At 47.0% G+C, this 20,541-nt stretch carries 13 protein-coding genes; 1 reads left to right on the top strand and 12 read right to left on the bottom strand.

Annotated features, from left to right (window positions below):
• Positions 1-13 precede the first annotated feature (13 nt).
• The 11 genes from LZZ85_RS03570 to uvrA form a co-directional block, all read right to left on the bottom strand.
• Positions 14-2,308: a family 20 glycosylhydrolase gene (locus LZZ85_RS03570; protein WP_237868568.1), complete on the bottom strand. Its 2,295-nt coding sequence runs from the start codon at positions 2,306-2,308 to the stop codon at positions 14-16.
• A complete protein-coding gene (locus tag LZZ85_RS03565; RefSeq protein WP_237868567.1) occupies positions 2,305-4,140 on the bottom strand; it encodes a glycoside hydrolase family 35 protein in 1,836 nt (611 codons plus the stop codon). The genes LZZ85_RS03570 and LZZ85_RS03565 overlap by 4 nt, the downstream gene beginning before the upstream one ends.
• Positions 4,141-4,166: 26 nt before the next feature.
• Positions 4,167-4,916 (bottom strand): DUF1573 domain-containing protein, encoded by a 750-nt coding sequence (locus LZZ85_RS03560; RefSeq protein ID WP_237868566.1) that lies wholly within the window; start codon positions 4,914-4,916, stop codon positions 4,167-4,169.
• 136 nt (positions 4,917-5,052) lie between these two features.
• Complete coding sequence (locus tag LZZ85_RS03555) at positions 5,053-6,069, bottom strand: BT_3987 domain-containing protein (protein WP_237868565.1); 1,017 nt, start codon at positions 6,067-6,069, stop codon at positions 5,053-5,055.
• A gap of 26 nt (positions 6,070-6,095) precedes the next feature.
• On the bottom strand, positions 6,096-7,361 hold the full coding sequence (locus tag LZZ85_RS03550; RefSeq protein WP_237868564.1) for a BT_3987 domain-containing protein: 1,266 nt from the start codon (positions 7,359-7,361) through the stop codon (positions 6,096-6,098).
• A 20-nt stretch (positions 7,362-7,381) separates the two neighbouring features.
• Positions 7,382-8,452 (bottom strand): glycoside hydrolase family 18, encoded by a 1,071-nt coding sequence (locus LZZ85_RS03545; protein WP_237868563.1) that lies wholly within the window; start codon positions 8,450-8,452, stop codon positions 7,382-7,384.
• Between the two features lie 20 nt (positions 8,453-8,472).
• Positions 8,473-10,092, bottom strand: coding sequence for a RagB/SusD family nutrient uptake outer membrane protein (locus LZZ85_RS03540; protein WP_237868562.1), 1,620 nt, complete (start codon positions 10,090-10,092; stop codon positions 8,473-8,475).
• 23 nt (positions 10,093-10,115) lie between these two features.
• Complete coding sequence (locus LZZ85_RS03535; RefSeq protein WP_237868561.1) at positions 10,116-13,418, bottom strand: SusC/RagA family TonB-linked outer membrane protein; 3,303 nt, start codon at positions 13,416-13,418, stop codon at positions 10,116-10,118.
• A gap of 355 nt (positions 13,419-13,773) precedes the next feature.
• On the bottom strand, positions 13,774-14,970 hold the full coding sequence (locus LZZ85_RS03530; RefSeq protein ID WP_237868560.1) for a FecR domain-containing protein: 1,197 nt from the start codon (positions 14,968-14,970) through the stop codon (positions 13,774-13,776).
• 228 nt (positions 14,971-15,198) lie between these two features.
• A complete protein-coding gene (locus tag LZZ85_RS03525) occupies positions 15,199-15,759 on the bottom strand; it encodes an RNA polymerase sigma factor (protein WP_237868559.1) in 561 nt (186 codons plus the stop codon).
• 186 nt (positions 15,760-15,945) lie between these two features.
• Positions 15,946-18,444, bottom strand: coding sequence for an excinuclease ABC subunit UvrA (gene uvrA / locus LZZ85_RS03520; protein WP_237868558.1), 2,499 nt, complete (start codon positions 18,442-18,444; stop codon positions 15,946-15,948).
• 64 nt (positions 18,445-18,508) lie between these two features.
• Between uvrA and LZZ85_RS03515 the strand changes: the two genes are divergently transcribed.
• On the top strand, positions 18,509-19,057 hold the full coding sequence (locus tag LZZ85_RS03515) for a GNAT family N-acetyltransferase (protein WP_237868557.1): 549 nt from the start codon (positions 18,509-18,511) through the stop codon (positions 19,055-19,057).
• A 187-nt stretch (positions 19,058-19,244) separates the two neighbouring features.
• On the opposite strand, the gene LZZ85_RS03510 is transcribed toward LZZ85_RS03515, so the two are convergent.
• Positions 19,245-20,363, bottom strand: coding sequence for a hypothetical protein (locus LZZ85_RS03510; RefSeq protein ID WP_237868556.1), 1,119 nt, complete (start codon positions 20,361-20,363; stop codon positions 19,245-19,247).
• Positions 20,364-20,541 lie beyond the last annotated feature (178 nt).

Below are 20,541 nucleotides of genomic sequence, written 5' to 3'. Positions count from 1 at the left end.
GTTATTCGAAGAATTAAAAATTAGAGAACCATTCTGCAGGTATCTCTTTCGGCTCACTCCCGTCTTTGCTGTACAACAACCTGAGTGTATAACCACCACCGCCTTCAATAAAGTCAAGGGAGAACAACTGCCTTCCCTGTTGAAGTGCAACCTGACCGTTCTTTTCTTTCGGCGCATGCATGCCATCATTATTTGCCACTTCACGTCCTGCTACTTTTAACACGGCAGCATCATCGCTTGTCAGGTAGAAAGTATAGATCCCCGAAGTTGGCACATTGATATAACCACGGTAGCGCATTGTAAAGGCTGCAGTTTCCGCATCTTTGGGAACGATAACGCCAGCCGTTGTAAATTCACGATCAGGTTTGCCGGTGATCAGGACCGTACTGTCAAAGGACCGGTTATACCACTCAACCAGTAGTCCTTTGCCAGGTTTGGCAGGATCGGGGGCGGGTTGGGCAAGTGGTTGCTTATTATACGCAACATCAAAAATATCGCCGCGGCGGCCGTCTGGCTTGAATGCGGCCATACGTAACCTCTGCGATGTACGCAACACAAGCTTGTTCAATACAGGTGAAGATTGAGCAGGCGCGGAACCGTCCGTTGTATAACGGATCTGAGCATTGCTCATGGAAGACCGAACATCCACCAGCATCGAATCAATAAATGCGTAGTTATACAGCAATGGCAGATCAGGCATCCGGTAAGCAACCTTCATTGTGTCCAGGCGAACCAGATGAGCATCTAACCTTCTCATATATGATGAATAATTTTTTACAGAACCCCATAGATTTTCCGCCAACGCTGTCATCCTCGGCATGTACAGATAATCCGCACGCTGCTCGGTTGCCACGTATTCGGTCCAGACATTCGCCTGTCCACCGATGATCCTGTTCCGGTCTTTTGCCGCTATAGATGCCGGTATCAATGAATAGTTATAGGTCGCCGGCAAAGAATTCTTATCAGGCTGCTCACTGAAATAAAATGGATTGTCCGGTGACATGATCACTACGTTTCCGTTCTTTATCGCTTCATTTGGCGCATTGCCGGCCCAGGTTCTCCAGTACATGATCGCCGCGGAAGAACTGATCCCACCATCGAGGATCTCGTCCCAACCGATCAGCTTGCGTCCTTTTTCTTTGAAGAACTTTTCCATGGAATTGATGAACCACGCCTGCAGCTCCGCCGATGTTTTCATCCCTTCGCGCTTCATCATATCCTGGCAGGCAGCAGATCGTTCCCAATGAGAACGCTCCACTTCATCACCACCGATATGGATATAAGTTGAAGGAAAGATATCCATGATCTCGGTAAAAATATCTTTGGCAAAATCCAGCGTTGCGGGATTACAGGGACAAATTGGTGTGGAAAAAAATTTCCCGAATGAGCTCGTGCTGTCGCAACTCAGGAACATATAGGAGTTGATCGCGGCCATCATGTGCCCCGGCATATCGATCTCCGGAATGATCTCTATGTTCCGGGCTGCAGCATATGCTACCAGGTCTTTTAATTCCTGCTGTGTATAGAAACCTCCATATACCTCACGGCCGTTTTTTTGTCTAAAGAAACGAGGGTCAATAATAAAGTCAGGATTTTCTTTCGAGCGACTCATTACGATCGAGTCCTGGTTATTCAAGGTCCTCCACGCTCCTTCTTCTGTCAGCTTGGGATATTTTTTGATCTCTACACGCCAGCCCTGGTCATCTGTAAGATGTAAATGGAACTTGTTGAATTTATACAGGGCCATCAGGTCGATATGACGTTTGAGATAATCCAGCGTAAAAAAATGTCTTGACACATCCAGATGCGTCCCTCTCCACGAAAATGCAGGCTGATCCTCGATCGCAACGGCAGGGACGGAAATCTTGTTTTTCCCACCCTGTGCCGATTCGATATCTGCGGGCAATAACTGCCGCAAAGTTTGAATAGCGATCAGCATTCCCGCCCTGTCAGCCGCCTGCAGAGTGATCTGCTGCGTTGTAATAGTCAACTTATAGCCTTCGGGATCAGTGATCCGGCGATCAAGATTCATCTGAACAATTCCCGGATAATCTTTTTTCACCGGTAAAGGCTTTCCAAAGCTTTTTGAAAAAAGCTCGGCGAGCACCAGTTTTTCGTTTGAAAAGAAATCGTTTCCTGCAACAACCGTTTGAGGCGTAAACGTAAAGTTGCCTCTGCCGGGCACAACTTTATTGGGATACGGGATCAGTGGAAGTTGATTCTGCTGAGCATAAGAGCAAAGGCTGCAAAGCAATCCTACAATGGTAACTGCAAAAATTCGTTGCTGCCTGAAGTGCGATCGGATCATTTGGCGGGATTAAGTGGTTTCGTTAAAATTGGATTTGCTGAACTGGACAATACCTTGTGATCAGTTTTTAATTCATCGAGAACGATCACTTCATTCTTTCCTTTCTTCAACCATTCCGCCGGTACATAGATCGTTTGCTGTGGACCGATATGCCAGTACTTTCCGAGATGATACCCATTCAGGAATACGACACCTTTACCAAAACCACCGAGGTCAAAATAAGTATCGGCCACTTCATTCAGTGTAAACTCTCCTTTGAACAATGAAGGTGTGGCGGCACCAACCTGCGGCATTTTACCAAAGCGGATATTCTTCGTAGTGCTCATTGGAATCTTGTAATTCTTCCAGTCAGACAACACTTGCTGATCCAGCGTAACATTTCCCAGAATGCCTTTCCGGTTATCAGTAAGATAAGGCCCGTAGTTGATCCGGCCATTATTCTCCACGAAAATATCCAGCACCGCGTTCGCAGGAATATCTGACAGCGATAGTGAATCCTGGTTCAATCTTCTATCGAGCACACCAACCTGCTTCCCGTTTACATAGACGATCGCATAATCGCGAAGTCCGCCGATCTTCAGCATTGTCTTAGCGGTTGCTTTTAATGTTGTGCGATACAATACATAACCATAAGCCTGATCCAGATCTTCGAAAGACATCGGCTTTGCTGAAATAACCGGCTTACCGAGCTGATTGAACAGGCTTGCATAAGCGGTCAGTTTTATATCCTCTATCTGAATAGCTTTCTTATTTTCCGGAATGGCAGGCAATGCAGATCCTGCTGTAAGATGTTTACTGATCACATTGCGGAAGAGATGAAATTTCTTCGAAGGATTCCCCGCTTCATCCAGCGGAGCGTCATAGTCGTAACTGGTTGTTTGCGGTGCATAAGGATCGTTCACGTTCATGTTAGCACCATTCATAAAGCCGCGGGTAGTTCCGCCATGGAACATATACATGTTCACAGAAATTCCTGCTGCCAGAATATCATCCAGCATGGCAGCATTCTTCTCAGCTGAAGTCGTATTGTGATTCTTACCCCACTGGTCAAACCAGCCGGGGTACCATTCAGCGAGATAATACGGGCCTTTTCCCCCATGAAATTCGTTTACTACTTTCTTGATCCCTGTGGTATCTTCCAGCCCATTCACAGCTGGCAGATAGCCGGGAAGATACCCTTTGGCGATCATATCCGCACCATCACAGGTGAACAGGGTGCAGTCGAAACCCGCATTGCGGAATAGCTGCCTGTTCAGATCCATATAAGATTTATCATCGCTATAGGAACCATACTCATTTTCTATCTGGACCATCAATACATTCCCTCCGTGTGTTACCAGTAAAGGAGTAAGATGTTTAGCGAGTTCGTTGATGTAGTTTGTATAGGCGGAAATAAAACGTTCATCTTTACTGCGTACTTTAACCGAACTATCCTTCAGCAACCACCATGGATAGCCGCCAAATTCCCATTCAGCACATACATACGGGCTTGGCCGGAGAATTACATACAGACCTTCCTCTTTAGCAGCCGTAATAAAAGCCGCGATATCATTATTTCCGGAAAAATCATATTTACCTTTTACCGGTTCATGTGCATTCCAGAATACATAAGTACCGATGGTATTAAGGCCCATTGCTTTGGCCATTTTCATGCGGTGTTTCCATGCGTCACGTGGAATGCGCGTATAGTGCATTTCGCCGGAGATCATCTGGAAGGGCTTTCCGTCCAGTAAGAAAGCATTATCGCCTAAGGCAAATTGATGAGATTGTGCGTTGGAGAAGAGAGAGATCAGGCATAGTAAGCCTGTCATAATGCGGGTGGTAAAATTCATAATCGGAGTTTTCCTCTTGGCTGGAATCAATTTCCTGAAGCAGTCTTGTTTTCATTCAGGATCCGAAGCTCCAGCGGATCGGCTAATTTTTTATCATTTACATAAACATCCAGTAAAATAATTACATCATCCTGGCTAAAGTAAGGCATGTTATATGCAAAAGAAACAATTCCTTTTTGATTGGCAGCAATTTTTCCCGGGCTGGTGAAGTGAAGACCCGGATATTTAGTTCTGGGAACAAACTTTACCTGCATGTCCTTATTGTTATCATTGGCAAACTGCAGGTCCATTTTTTTTGCAGCACCCGGTTTCAGATAACCGAATGCCATTACCTTAAATCGGAGATAAAGACCGTTACCGAAGTTATAGGGATAATCGTCTTCCACGGGATGAGTGGTTGCATTGATCTTTCCTTCTACCCATACCCGGTTATATCGTTGGTTGTTTTCACTGAATACGAGGATCTCTTTCGAGAAAAATCCCGTTTTATACGATGGATCGAAAGTGATGGTCAGACCCGATCTTTCGCCTGGTTTTACAGGTCCTTTGCTGGCCGAGTTGACCAAACAGCCGCAACCCGTATTCACCTCTCCCATTTCCACCGGTTGAGTGCCGTTGTTCCTGAAGTAGAATGTATGCGTTACTTTCCCATCCTTTTCGTTGATCGTCCCAAAATTGAATACACGCTCCTCAAATACCAAAGACTGCGAAGGCTCCTGCGCCAGCGAAATTGCAGCGCTAAACAAAAGCAAAAAGGTGGCAGTGTATCTTATCATAGAAATAATGCTTTATAAAATATAAGAAGTAAAAGTCAAAAGTAAAAAGTGAAAATCAAACACCCCAGAGCAGGAGACCAGTCTTGTCCGGCGTACTTCAGTTTTTACCTTTTACTTTTGACTTTTAACTTTTTAATTAATTCGCATACACATCCAGCTCTGTCAACCTTGTATTCTGTGTGTTCGTTGAGGTCGAATAGCTGATGCGGAGGCGGATATATCTTGCCTGGATAGCTCTGTAGAACAAGACATAGTTATAGGGCGTTGCAAATGTCAGGTTTGCTCTCAGCGGGGATCCGATAAGATCGTAATTGATGCCATCCACGCTGGTATAGACTTCTACCTGCGTAGGAAGCTGTGCAGCGGTAGTTGTTGTATACAAACGCAACCCGGTCACTGCGCGGCTGCTTAGCATATCAATATCCACCTGGCCGGGCGTAGTACCCCATCTTGTAAAGGTGGTAGTAAGGCCGTCGGTCACGCTTCCGTTGGTTGCAGGTGCCGGAGTAAATCCAACGCTCCATCCGGTGCGGCTTTGCAAGGAGCCTGTTACATCTGCCGCGGTTGCAAGGAACCTGATCTGACGCAGCTCTGTGTTCAATACAACATATACTGCCTGGATCGCTGTGTTGGAAGTGATCTTTCCAACTGAGCCATTAGACACAGTGGTGAGTTTGATCGGCGCCATATAAGCTTTCTCGGTCAGTGTTTTCAGGTTCGCCGGATCAACCGCAATAGAAAGAGAATCCACCGAAGTAGTTGCTCCCTGTGCAATACGTGCAGTCAGCGACTGCGTATTTAAAATACCAGCAGGTAATTCTTTATACGCTGTGTTGTTTGCTGCATTGTAAGAAGCCACCAGGGTATTATCCAGCTGGGCTGAGATCGTTACATCCTGGCTTACTGGCTTTGTTGCAAAAACCGGCAGCTTGATGCTTGCTGGCAAAGTTGACGAAAGGTTGGCCCAACCAGCACCGTCAGGAATGTTGACCACGGTATAACTGGCAGAGTTGACCGGCATGTTTCCCAGGCTTTCGCTGTTGGTGAAAAAGACTGTATCGGGATCACCTTTCACATCAAAAGATTCATCTTTATTACAGGAAAGAAATGACGCCACAGCCACACATCCGATAAAATATTTTAACGTAGACATATTTGTGTTTTGATGGAGTTAAATGATTATTGGCTGCACTTGTTCAGGTTATCGTTGGTCCAGGTTACGAAAGCCGATTTATCTGCCAGGGTAAGATTGTCATTTCCCCTGTCATTCGGATCCCAGTAAACTTTAGACCAGTCCATATCATATTTCGCACCTTCTTTAGAAGAGTTGCGGAAGATATGACCGGAACCTTCGTTCATTTTCCAGTAAGCGAGCAATCCTTCTGCATTAGGGTCGGCACCACAGAGATTCAACTTGATCTCGCTTGCAGTAAGTGCACGGCTCCAAACACGGCATTCTGCAATACGACCATTAACATATTGTCTGGTATCATATCCGCCCCAAACCTGTCCAAACTGCATTCTGGAAAACTCCAGTACAGTAGAACCGGAAACTTCAGCAGCTTTATTGCCATCAATATATATGGTCAGTTTTGAGCCATCATAGGAAAGAGAGATAGTGTACCACTGATTAGCATTGAAATTATAAGCAAATGCGCTACCCAATGCACCGGTCAGTTGAAGTGAATTATTGGGATTACCCAACTCTCCGTAACGCAAGCCGAATGAGGTACGCTCCCATTGGTTCGTCCATGATACCAGTGACTGGATCGGCTGAGGATTAGAGTTACCATCACCACCGCGGAATGCATAGATGAGGTTTTTGATCTCCAGCGTAAAGTTCGCCAGACGCGCAGGGTTGGCTGGATCAAATAAAAACGCACCATTAAAGCGGCCTCTTGTACCGGGAGCACCGGTTGTTGGCCCTGCGTCATTGTTCATGGATACAGCGGAAAAGCTTACGATCCTTGCGATACGCAGGAAGATCGTACGGGAAGATTCCAGTACAGTTGCATCACCTCCTGTTGTTTGCGTGATCGTCAGTGGGATCAGGTAAGATCTGCCATCCACCAGCGGAGAAGTGGAGATCACTTTCACACTGACAGGTGTTGAAGTAGATGAACCGGCCCTGATCACCGCGTCAAGATTGGTGATCTCGATCGCCGCTGCAGGCGCCGCATAATACGTAGTGTTATGCTCCTGGTTGTAACGATCAACGGCTGCATCATCTACAGAGAATTTGACCTGCACATCCTCCACCGCACGGTGTGTTGCTGCTGCGGTTACTGTAAACTCCGAAGGAGTATTCTCTACAGAGAACTTTACGATCGGGCTTACTTCTGTGCCCGCGATCAGAATAACGGGATCACCGAATTCAGCCTTGTTACAACTCAGCGTAAATAAGGCGAGTGATAATCCGATATAGGTTAATATATTTTTTGTCATGACTTAGTTTTTTGATGGCATCAACGGGCAGCCGGGTTAGCAATCTGAATAGCGCGTCTCACATTGTAATACGGCACACCGGTCTTGGAATAATAATCACGGTCGAAATAGAACGCACCAAATCCTGCTTTTTTACCTTGCGTAGGATTCCAGCGGGCCATACCCTCCAGTGAATACATACGTGTTCCATCTGAAGACAACAGGTTGCCATTTGCTTCCGTGAACGGTGTTCCTCCATTTTCAGAGAAGTCGCCAAAGTTCTCGGTAACGATGAATTTGGAAGGAGGTACGTTGGCCTGAACCGCGTTGTAATAATTCTGCAGGTTGGTTGCTGTTTGAATACCGCCTGTACCCTGTGAATATGCCTGCCTGATAAAATAATCAGCGTATTCGCCTGTACCAGCCGGAGGTACGAGTGAATAGAAGTCGATAATGAACAACTTTCCTGTACTTCCTTTTGGTCCGAAGAATTTACCGATGTACTGCACAAGCTTAACAAAATTCGTGTTTGGGTTATTCAACCAGTCGCCACTTGGCGGTTCCCAGTCGATATCCAGTCCGTCAAGATCATTATCCAGCACCTGATCAACCAGGTATTGGCCGTACTTCTCAATACCGGCATCATTCCTGTTCTCAGGAAGGTTTGGATCGAAGATGGTTCCGTCTTTCAGGGTGATCACTGAACGGAAGTTCACGATCGTAGGCGCAACAAATCTTGTTCCTTTTACTTTTTGAACATACTTCATATCGGCGTATGCGATAGGCGCATAAGAAGGTGAAGCGGTATCATTGCTGGGGATGCCCATCCAAAGAGATACGATATCCATGCTGTCAGGGATACCAATTATTCTTTCACCCCATGAGGCAGGATCTTTATAACCGGTCGAACCTGCGATCGGTGCATAGGCAGCGAACCAGCCGAAGCAGATATTGTGATTGGTTTTCTTATACGCGCGAAGATTGGCATGATACTGCTCATCGTACGTATATGGCTTCTGTATTTCAAGAGCTTCTTCTTTGACACATCCTACCGCCAGCAGCAATACACTGCAAAGCGTAAAGAGTGGAATCAGTTTTATTCTATTAGTCATAATAAAAGTATTTCGGTTTATTATTTTTTATCCCACCAGAGTTTAACGCCACCGCCGTCGGGGCCGCCGAGTGCTGTCAGGCCTGACTGAACGCCCGGACGGTTGTTATTGTATTCAGATTGCGGATACGTGATCCGGCGGATCTGTGTAGCGGTGTTGATCGTTCCGTTACTGTTATTGGAAACAACCGGGAACAGTTTCGGATAACCGGTACGGCGAAATTCAGCCCAGCCTTCTGGTCCGTCGGGGAACATCGCCAGCCATTTCTGGGTAATGATCCTTTCAAGATTTGTTTCGAAAGAGGCAGCTGCATCCCATGCGATGGTAACAGTGCTTGGCGCTGGTGCATTATTACCTGACTGGCCGCTGTTATCAGCAAAAGCAACAGGTACAGAAGTGGTGTTTGCGAGATAAGCAGGAGCTGATCCGGCTACGCCATTCTCTGTAAATGAAGCGGTAATACCCTGGTTATAGAATTGTTCGGCCGTTCCACCCATTGCCCATCCGCGCAAAGCGCCTTCTGCACGCAGGAAAAAGGATTCAGCAGCCGTCATCCATACGATCTGCGATGTGCTGTTGTTGATGTTCAGGTTGGATATCGCCGGTCCACTGTATGGAGTCCAGTTGGTAGTAACGATCCCCTGGCGAACACCATGGAAGTTTCCATCACTCGCGCGGGTAAAATAGGAAGTACGTCTTGGATCATCATAACCATTCATGTAGGCATCCATTGACGCACTCATACGGACCTCACCGGCGTTGAAGGTATAAGCGATCTCATAGAGAGGGTGGAAATAAACCAGGTTTGGTGAATGGATCAGCGCCGCTCTTTCGTCCTGCGTTGAGATAAACCCAAGTGGATTGGCTGCAGATTTTTCAGCTTCCGTTCTCGCCAATCCTGCATTCGCATACACCACGCGCAGTGCGAGACGCAGACGAAGCGTATTGGCAAACTTCACCCATTTGGTGACATTACCGCCATAGATATTGTCATAAGAGCGCATTACCGTAGAGGAAGGATTGCCCTGCGCATAAGTGGTCAGCACATCGATCGCACCATCCAGTTCCTGGAAGAAGCGGGCATACACGTCCTGCAAAGGGTCATACGTTGCCTGCAATGTTCCATTACCGAAGTTGAGATAAGGGATCGGACCATATGCATCTGCCACGCGGTGCATAGCCTGTACTTTCACGATCGTTGCCAGTGCGGCAACTTCCGGCAGGCCCTGCTGCGAGGAAATGGTATTGATCGATTGCCATGCCGGCATCACCGAAGCAAAACCAGAAACAAAGGTTCTTTCGATCCATCCCGGGATCAGATAGTAAGAACCGTTATGCACACCGCCATACCATGTACCTGTTGGTGCTACATAACCAGAATAAACGTCACTGGTCAGGCCCTGTGCAACCTGGTAATCACTCGATAGGTTGATCCCATCCCTGAATAAAACCACGTTACGCTGCATCTGCGAGAAGAAAGCGCCTGTCTTGAGGTTGTCAGTCGCCATCATATCCTCGGTTGCTTCATGCTGGTTGGTATTGAGCTCGTCGAAATTTTTCGTACAGGCTGAACCAACGACCAGTAGCAGCGCGCCTACCGGTGTGAAGTATTTCCAAAAATTTGTTTTACCTGTTATCATATAGAATCAAGTGTCTTGGGTGATCAGAAATTTAATTTGAACGAGAAGCCAAGAGAACGAAGGCTTGGCATCATGAAATAGTCGATACCCTGGAAATAAGTCTGGGTATTGGAAGTCAACTCAGGATCGAACGGCGCCCTGTTGTACAACATGAACAGGTTACGACCGATCAATGACACATTCATTTTCTTTATCACGTTGGTGAATCTTTTCACAGGGATGTCATACCCGAGTGACAATTCAGCCAGTCTTACGTTCGTTGCGCTGTATGTGTACATTGATGCGATACCGCCGGATGCACCAGCACCAACTACCTGGTAGTATTCTCTTGCAGGAACCGGACGGCCATTCACGATCGCACCGCCATTATCCCTTGCTTCTGCTGTTGCTTCAGATACACCAAACGCATCCATGATCGCCTGTGTGTTGGATACAACGATACCACCAACTCTTGCTGTGAAGAGAAAGCTCAGACCGATGCCTTTCCAGTTAAGATTATTACCCCAGCCAAGATTATATTTTGGATTGTTACTTCCCGCATAGACGAACTTGTTTGGTTCTGCCACTACGGTCTGTGAACCCGGATCAACATAGATCGCCCCATGCTCATCCACACGAAGTGTGTTCACATAAATATCACCCATAGAACCACCTTCTTTCAGGGTCATACGGTAACTGCCTGTACCAGCCATTTCCAGCTCACGCAGGGTTACCACTTCTTTCGTGATCGGGTTAACCCAGCCTGGCAACAACTCAACGATCTTATTCCTGTTCAATGAATAGGTTGCATAAGAGCTTACATTCAGGTCGCCAAACTTGCGGTTATAACGCGCACTCACCTCGATACCTTTATTATCAACACGGCCAGCATTCACGATCACACTGGTGTAACCGGAAGCAGCAGAAAGCGTCGGTTCAAAGAACTGGTTGTAAGTACGGGATGTGTACACCGTCGCATCAATATTCAATGCGCCTCTGAACAATGAAGCATTCAGACCGAGTTCGATGGACTTTGTCAGCTCCGGCTTCAGGTTTGGATTTGGCATCCTTGTTTGTGTAACAGGGAAACCTCCTGCAAGCGGATAAGTCGGGATCGTCAGCAAATGCGTCGGCTCATTACCCACTTCTGAATAAGAACCACGCAGTTTCAGATATGATAAGATATCAGATTTGATCGGCAACAGATCTGTCATTACACCAGAGAGACCTACTGATGAATAGAAGAACGACTGGCTAATAGATTCTGCCAATGTAGAAGCAAAGTCATTTCTTCCTGTAACATCAAGGAATACACTGTTCCTGAAAGCGAGTTGTGCGCTTCCGAATACAGATTGCTTTTGTCTGCTGTAACCCGTCTGAGAGATATCGGCACCGGTAGTGCTGATATTTGCATATGTATACAAGTTCGGAACGCCCTGGAGCCTGCCGCCATACATGTACTGGTTGGCACGGATATCTTCGATAGAACCACCGATGTTTGCCGTAAGTACGTAATCGCTGCTCAATGTTTTGTTGATGTTCACAAGGGCGTCCGCATAGATCTGACGGTTATCGATCGTGTTGAGTGAGTAGTACCCTCTTTCGGATGCGAACAACTGGTTGGTAGAGGCTGCAAATTTGCGCTCCGCTTTTTCGTTGTTCTTATCCATTTTCACACGGCCTGTCAGGTTGATCCAGCTGTTCAGCTGATACTTCAGTGCGGCGGTGGTCATGTAGCGCTCCTTCTTATTCTGGAAGAGATCACGCTCCGTCACCCAGTACGGGTTCTGCATCATCAGACCGTTATCGCCGTAAGGCCAGAACTGCGTCATCAGGTTACGTGAAGGATCATATCTTTCAAACGCTTTTACTTTATTGAAATCTTCGCCGGGAGGGAAGAGATAAACAGCTACCAGCGGGTTGAAATACTGTCCCTGGGAGATCATATTCTGCTCGTCAACGATCCCGGCCATAAAGCCCAGATCGAGTGTCATTTTTCCATCGAGGAAGCTAGACGTATTGCGTGCCGTGAAATTGTAACGATTGAAATCATTGTTAGGAATGATCCCACGTGCGTTCACATTACCCAGCGAAACATATGTCTGGTTCTTATCGGTACCGGTAGAAAGTGTTACCGAATTGCTGATGTTCAAACCATTCTGGAAATAATCCTTCGGCTGATAAGATGATGGAGTTGTCAGTTTTTCACCCCAGCTGTAATAGCTGCCGGTTTCAGACTGACCATACGTGTTCTGGAATTTCGGCAGCATCAGCGGATTGGAGAACATCGTTGAGTTGGAAGCTGAAACTTCCGTTTTGTTCTTTGCGCCTTTTTTGGTGTTGATCACGATCACACCATTTGCAGCAGCGCTACCATAAAGTGCAGCCGCGGACGGGCCACTCAATACAGTAAGGCTTTCGATATCTTCAGGATTGATGTTAGATACAAAGTCGCCTGTTTGTCCCGCTCCGGAGAATATGTCTTCTGCCTGGCCGCGGACGTTGTTCGGCATCGGTATACCATCGATCACATACAGGGCATTGTTATTACCAGTAATCGATTTTGCACCACGCATTACCACGCGGGATGAACTACCGGCGCCCGCAGACGAACTGTTGATGGTTGCACCGGCAACTTTACCCACAAGGCTGTTTACAAAGTTGGCATCTTTCACTCTGTTAAGCTCATCGCCTTTTACTTCCTGCACATTGTAAGTAAGCGCTTTTGACTTCCTGGTGATACCAAGAGCGGTAACAACCACCTGCTCCATTTCGTTTACCGCCTTTTCAAGGGTAACATCGATGGTAGTGCGGTTATTCACCGGCACTTCAAGATTGGTGTAGCCCACATAGCTGAATACCAGCACCTGTGTTCCTTCAGCAGAAATGGAATAGCGACCTTCCGCATTAGTGATCGCAGATTCTCTTGAACCTTTGATAGACACGGTTGCACCCTCCAGCGGAGTACCATCTGAAGACGTAACCGTACCAGTGATCGCGAGTTTCGGGATCTCCGCAACAGTCAGCTCTGTTCTGTCCGCTGCGCGGGATACCGGCTTTTCTTTAATAAAGATGGTTTTGCTTTCGATCTCATAACCCAGGGGTTGATTCCTGAAAGTGAGATCAAGAAATTCAGTCAAAGGCATTCCTGAGGCAGACACGGTAACGGGTCTGGATTCCTTCAGCAATTCTTTGTTTGCAAAAATGGAATAGCCGGTTTGTTTTTCAACGGCTGTAAAGATTTTGGCAAGCGTTACATTCTTGCCAGAGAAGGTAATGGTTTGACCAAAACCTTCAGCCCGGGCATGCAGCATGCCCAATGCAAGAAAGACAATCGTAAGTTTCATAACTATCAGCGTTTTGGTGAGAACCCTTCGCGGCCACCGGGGTTTCCAGGCTGATTGCGCAGACCTTTTTTCGGAAACCGGCATCTCGGCAGTGCGCCGGTTAGAATAAGCAGTTTTCTGCATAAATTCGCATTGGTTTAATTTTGAATGTTTGATTTTCCTCGAACGTTTAAAGTGAACTCCCGAGTGATCGGGCAGCCACCGGGATGGCAGTCCTGGTGGCTTTTTTATTGAAAGAGTTTTACATATGATTTGTTGGTTTAAAAGTTTAAATGTTTAAGGTTTAAATGTTAACCTGTTCAATTCATACCGGAAAAACTTTTAAACTTTTAAACCATTAAACTTTTAAACTTACCTACGGCAACACCAGCAGCTTTCTCCCCTCGAGCTTGAAACGGACTTTGCTTAGTTCGAGCCCGCGCAGAACGGATTTGAGTGAGAGATCGCGGCCCATTTTTCCGACGAATTCGATCTTTGGAACGCCCTGTTCGTATACCACGTCGATATCATACCATCTTTCAAGCTGATGCATTACCTCTTCGAGCGTTGCGTCTTCAAAGTTGAACGAGCCGTTCTTCCAGGCCATCACTTTGTCGATGTTCACGGATTCCGCAATGCGCACTGTATTGTCTGAATTGCGGGAGATCTTGGCCTGCTGGCCAGGCTTGATCGTTGCCAGGTTGCTTTTGCCTGATACCTGGACAGATCCTTCGAGCAGGGTTGTTCTGATCTCTTCCTCGTTTGTATACGCGTTGATATTAAAGTGAGTGCCCAGTACTCTCACAGTTGTTTCGTCATTCACTTTTACGATAAAGGGAGCAGCGGGGTTTTTCGCCACTTCGAAATAAGCTTCGCCATCGATCTCGACACGTCTTTCGTTCGCGGCAAAGGCCGTTGGATAACGAAGTGAGGAAGCAGCATTCAGCCAGACTTTCGTCTGATCAGGTAAGACTATCTGGAAGAAACGACCTTTCGGCGTGGATATAGTATTATAATAAGAAGCAGTGGCGTTGTCTGATACATTATCGTAGATCAGCTGACCATCAGAGAGCTTGACCTCCGCACCTTCCGAAGAAGCGATGATCCCGTTACCCAGGCTGTCCAGCAGGATCTTGCGGCCATCGGCCAGTGTAAGCACCGCGCCTTCATGTCCCGGCGCAATATCCGTAGAAGCGATGTTCGCCGTAACCGGCACTTTTACATTATCAGACGATTGAGGCAAGAATTTGTAGACAGAGAATCCGACGATCCCGATCAGGATGGCGGCAGCGGCAAAGCGGAACCAGGACTGGCGGACGATGTTGGTTCGGAGATCACGCCTTGCATTCCCTTCCTGGATGATCAGGGGTAAACGTGCCTGAAGCCTTTGCCGGATCTCCGGGGAAACCTCCTGCGAAGAAGCCGTTTGTTGAAAAGCGCTTAAGATAGAATCTGAGACTTCACTCCTATTCTCCTCACGCTGAATCCATTTTAGTAAATCTTCCGTTTCTTCAGCAGATAGCTTACCCTCGAGCAGCCGATCGAACAATTCATCGTAATGCCTTTTGTCCACGCAGTTAGTTTTATTAGAACAGGAACGGAGGAGCAAACCAAATGGGGGGATAGATAAAGAAAAAAAATTTACCGGCGGGGGAGTATCGCAGAGGACGCAAAGAAACCGCAGAGAACGCAAAGATTTTCTCTGCGCTCTCTGCGGTTTCTTTGCGCCCTCTGCAATACCATTTACGCCATGCAGGAGTAAGAACAACCCGTTAGTAGAATGTAAGATAAAGACGATAAATCAATGTAAACCAAAATACAACGACCAGCTCACTATCAGTATTGCCGCCGCGTCTGTGTTCGCTAAGATGTAATTGCGTATTAACTTATTGGTTGCGACAAGATACTCCTTCACCGTAAGCGGTGAGATCCCCAGTATCTCCGCAGCCTGCTTATAGGTATGTCCATTTATTTTGACGAGTTCATAGACCCGTCTTTGCTGAGGAGAAAGTTGCTTCATTGCCTGTTGCAGGAATATATGATGTTGTTTGTCTTGCAAAGCTTCTTCAATGTGCTCGTAATGCTGTTGGGCAAAAACCCGAAATTTTTCTAAGAGTTGCGCATCACGCTTGAGGCTCCTGTAAAAATCATACACCAGGTTTTGCCCGATCCGGTAGATATATCCCTGGAAATTTTCAGCGATTGCCTTATGACGGCGCTGCTGCCAGATCCGCGTAAAAAGTTCCTGAACGATCTCCTCCGCCTGCACCTGGTCTTTCACCATACGGAGGATATTGACATAAAGCCTTGGGCCATAATGCCCATACAGAACAGTAAAAGCCTGTTCATCGCCTTCCTGCATTCTGGTTATCAACCATTTTTCATTATGTAGGCCTTCCGTTCGCACGATCGCTGCTAATCAGTTAGAGTAAAAATTAATCGAAAAGTAATGAAAAACTCTCAATTTGAACACATGGTTATGGACGACCGGGATCACAGGATCATTCGTTGTCCGTTGCCCCTTGTCCTTCATCCGGATTAAAGCCGGTCAATGGATAACGAACTTCTGAAGATACGGTGCCGTCCTGCTTTCCGGATGCGCCGATACCTGTTCCGGCGTGCCGGCGACAACCAGCTGACCACCTTTAGCGCCAGCTCCCGGCCCGATCTCCATTACCCAGTCCGCCCCTGCGATCACGCGCATATTATGTTCAACCACGATCACCGTATTACCGGCATCCACCAGTTTATGGAGTTGCTTCATTAACTTTTCCACGTCAAACGGATGAAGGCCGGTTGTCGGTTCATCCAACACATATAGCGTATTGCCCTTGCCTACCCGTTGTAACTCCGTAGCCAGCTTGATCCGCTGTGCTTCACCACCCGACAATTCTGTTGCGGGCTGACCAAGCCGGAGATAGCCCAGGCCTACTTCGATCAGTACATTTAATGACCGGCTGACCGTTTCCTCTTGTTTAAAAAATTGCGCCGCTTCATTCACCGTCATGTCCAGTACCTGCGCTATGTTCTTTTCAAGATAGGTGACTTCGAGTGTTTTACCAGTGTACCTCGAACCATGACAAACCGGACAGGGCGTATATACGCTGGGCAGGAATAATAATTCCACCATAACAAACCCTTCACCCTGGCAATTCGGACAACGGCCTTTCGGGAGATTGAACGAAAAATAACCTGCGTCATATTTCCGCTGTTTGGCAAGTCTTGTCGCCGCGAATATTTTTCTCACATGATCGAATAGCCCCGTATATGTAGCCAGGTTTGAACGCGGGGTTCGCCCGATCGCTTTCTGATCAACCTGGATCAAACGCGTAATTTTTTCCATCCCGGCGGTGATGACACCACTTTCTGTACGGACGGGTTTCTCCTCCCACTCTGCTCCGCTTTCTTCTTTCTCACTGACCAATTCCTGGCCGAGCGCAGCAGACACCAGTTCAACCAGCGCCTGGCTTACAAGGCTTGATTTCCCGGAACCGGAAATACCGGTCACTGCGGTAAAGATCCCCAGCGGAAAATCAACAGCCAGCCGGTCCAGATTGTTACGGGTAATATCCTTCACCCTGAGCCAGCCTTTGGGCAACCGCTGATGTGAGTCTACCGGTGATCGCTCCTGCAGGTAATTCTTTGTAAGCGAGGCTTCCACTTTTTGAAGGCCATCCAGCTTTCCGCTGTAAAGGATCTCTCCTCCGAGCTGACCGGCAAAAGGACCAACATCAACGATCCAGTCTGCATGCCTGATCACTGCAAGATCATGCTCCACAATAAAAAGCGAGTTTCCCGCAGCTTTCAGCATATCGAGTGTTTCCAGCAAGGCTTCGGTATCTGAAGGATGAAGCCCCGCAGAAGGTTCATCCAGCACATATACAACGCCGAAAAGATTGGCACGTACCTGTGTGGCAAGGCGCATGCGCTGCAGTTCACCCGGAGACAAAGTAGGCGTACTCCGATCGAGAGAAAGATAACCGAGCCCAAGCCTTAACAATACATTCAGCCGCGCAACCATGTCCTCCCCGATGCGCAATACAACCTGGTGCTGCTGTTCATCCTGAAACGGCTGACCCAGGGCTGCAACCAGCAGTTCATGTAATTCCTCCAACGGCAGGGAACTGATCTCTGCTATATCATAACCCTGAAAGGTGATGGACAATGCTTCTTTCTTCAAACGCCTGCCGTTGCACACAGGGCAATCAGAGGCCACCATATATTGTTGAGCCCGTTTTTTCAGCATGGCGCTTTGTGAATTCGCAAAGGTCTGCAATACGTGTTTGCGTGCACTGGTGAATGTCCCTTTATAACTTGGCGCCACTTTCAGTTTGATCGCCTGTTTTACTTCTTTATGGGAAAATCCCGCATAGACCGGAACAACGGGTTGTTCTTCGGTGAACAGGATCCACTCCCTGTCTTTCTTCGGCAGATCACGCCACGGTGTATCCACATCATAACCGAGCGTAATAAGAATATCGCGAAGGTTCTGTCCATGCCAGGCAGTTGGCCATGCAGCAACTGCTCTTTCACGAATGGAGAGCGAATCATCAGGTACCATCGACTGTTCCGTTACGTCATATATACGCCCCAGTCCATGACATCTTGGGCAGGCGCCTTCCGGTGTATTGGGCGAAAAGGACTCTGCATATAAGATCGTTTGACCTTTAGGATAGTCGCCCGCACGGGAATAAAGCATCCGCAGCAGATTGGAAATGGTGGTAACGCTTCCAAGTGTTGACCGGTTGGTCGCAGCTCCGCGCTGCTGTTGTAAAGCAACGGCAGGCGGCAATCCGGTGATCTCCTCAACCTGGGGAACGGATAACTGATGAAATAAACGGCGGGCATAGGGTGAAACAGATTCAAGATATCTTCTCTGTGCCTCTGCATATAAGGTGCCGAATGCGAGCGATGATTTTCCCGAGCCCGAAATGCCCGTAAACACCACCATTGCATCACGGGGTATAGACAAATGAATATTCTTCAGGTTATGCTCCCGCGCACCTTTGACTTCCACAAAACCGGTGTGTTGCTTTTTCTTCTGCATGAATAGATGGATTCAACAATTATGCCCGCCGGCAAGTTAAGACAGCTTTAGTAACTTTAGGGCAATGAACAACTTCATTACAAAATCTGCCGATCAACTAGCTGATACTGAAATTGGAGTCATTTTAACCAACTGGGAAATGAAAGAATGGATGGCGATGGACGCGCCAACCTTCAGACACAAATTCAGGCATTCTGAATTTTATCTGCTAATTGATAAAAATGAATGCATATTGAGCCTTGCGCGTATAAACAATAATTTCTCTCTGCGCATACCGGATAAGACCTACAACTTCGCCGAATTCGTAGGGTTCGTTTCCGTCGAAAAACAGAAAGGATATGGAAGTTTACTGCTACGAAAAATTACCAAAGAGGCAAAGGACAGAAATATACAAATGATCGGGTTTTGTGAACAAAGGCTGCGTTCATTTTACACCAAAAACGGAATGGAGGTACTGGCAGATAAAGCCCGGTCTATTTATGAAGAACAGGACGGCGAATGGATAGAATCCACGGATGATGATATTGTTGTGCTGAATTTATCGGAGGAGAACAAAGATGTTTTGAATAGTCTGCGAAAAGATTTTCCGGCTTATTATATCCCGCAAGATTAAGGCCATATAACCAACTTCTAACACGCGGGAGCATTGTCCTGGTGTTCTGGCTGAAAGACACAGATGAACTTCACAGACCCCAGGTCGACTTCCTATTGCAGACAGATATCAGCGTACCCATGGGTTGATCCCCGGAAACTACTTGCAAAGCTGGCAAAACCTACTGTGCATAGTTCATTTCTACGGATCACTTCTGCTGCACCTTTTTCCCCTTTTCATAATGCTCCGTCGAACTAAGCACGCCATCTTTATACTTTTTTAACGGTCCATCATACAGTCCCTTTTTGATCATAATTTCTGCGGTGAGCTCTCCCTCATAATACTGCCTGAACAATCCATTGCCAAGGCCATCCCTCATCGGCCCTTCCAGCGTCAATCGCCCGTCCTCATCAAACCTTTTTGCAACGCCGTTCACCGGAATAACAGCACGAAGTTTTCCATCATCATAGGTCTGCCTTAAGGTTTCAGTCAGCGCACCTTCGCGATATGTAACACTACTGATCAGCTTTCCGTCCTTATTAAACTCTTCGAAAACCCCATCGGAAATGAACTCCCTGTTTCGCTCAATGAATCTCTCTGTGATTTTTGAACTATCCTTTTTTGATCCCGTTTGAGCATACAGGTACTGACCACTCCGGTACACCCGCACAAATTTTTCTGCATCACGTGAGGAGGGCGCCACCGGGGCTTCCCGTTTATCATAGTACAATTTTCCCGGCTGAAATCCATAAGTTCCCTTGTCTATACGGGTCAACAGATCTTCAGCCACGTCCACCATAGCAGAACTAAGAGATAGAAAATGGTGATAGATCTTCATATTCTTGTCCGCAAACAGGAACAACGGAGTAGTTTTCCCATTCCACAGATGCTGGTCCGCCACCGTATCATCTGTGACCAGGTTGATGAATTTATTCCAGTCACGCTTTGAATTAGTACCCTTGATATACTCTTCGAGACTCTTAGTTTCCGGCTTAGACGAATTAGTGTATTTAAGGAGGATCGTGATCACATTGTAGCGGTCACCAAAACCTCTTGCGGCCAGTGAGTCGACCTGCCTGACGCAGGCCGAACAAAACGTAAACCAGGTATAAACAAGGATCGGTTTATCAGGATGAAGACGGTTATCGCGTATATAATCAGCCAGTTTGAACTTATTGCCGTTACCATCCTGCACAGTCATATTGGGAATTTCATTAAGACTGATACGGGGTCCATAGTATGCGGGATCACCTTTTCCTATCAGCTGAGCAGAGGATGCAAGATGAAATACGCAAAGCAAAAGTGGCAATACGCACAGTTTTTTCATAAAAGACAAATTATGCGGTCGCAAGAAAATGCAAAAAACACACTTTCACAATACCCATTTATAGGTCTTTTATCCTCTTTTTAAGCACTTTCCCGTTAATCGACACAAATGGCATGAAAATTTATTCAGGTACTATGCGCTCAGCCAGGTTCCGGCTGCGCCAGTAAAATCTTCTCCT

It is taken from the genome of Terrimonas ginsenosidimutans (assembly GCF_022012415.1).
Classification (GTDB): Bacteria; Bacteroidota; Bacteroidia; order Chitinophagales; family Chitinophagaceae; genus Terrimonas_A; species Terrimonas_A ginsenosidimutans.
The sequence above is the reverse complement of the archived record's forward strand: the minus strand, read 5'-3'. Positions and strand labels throughout refer to the sequence as shown.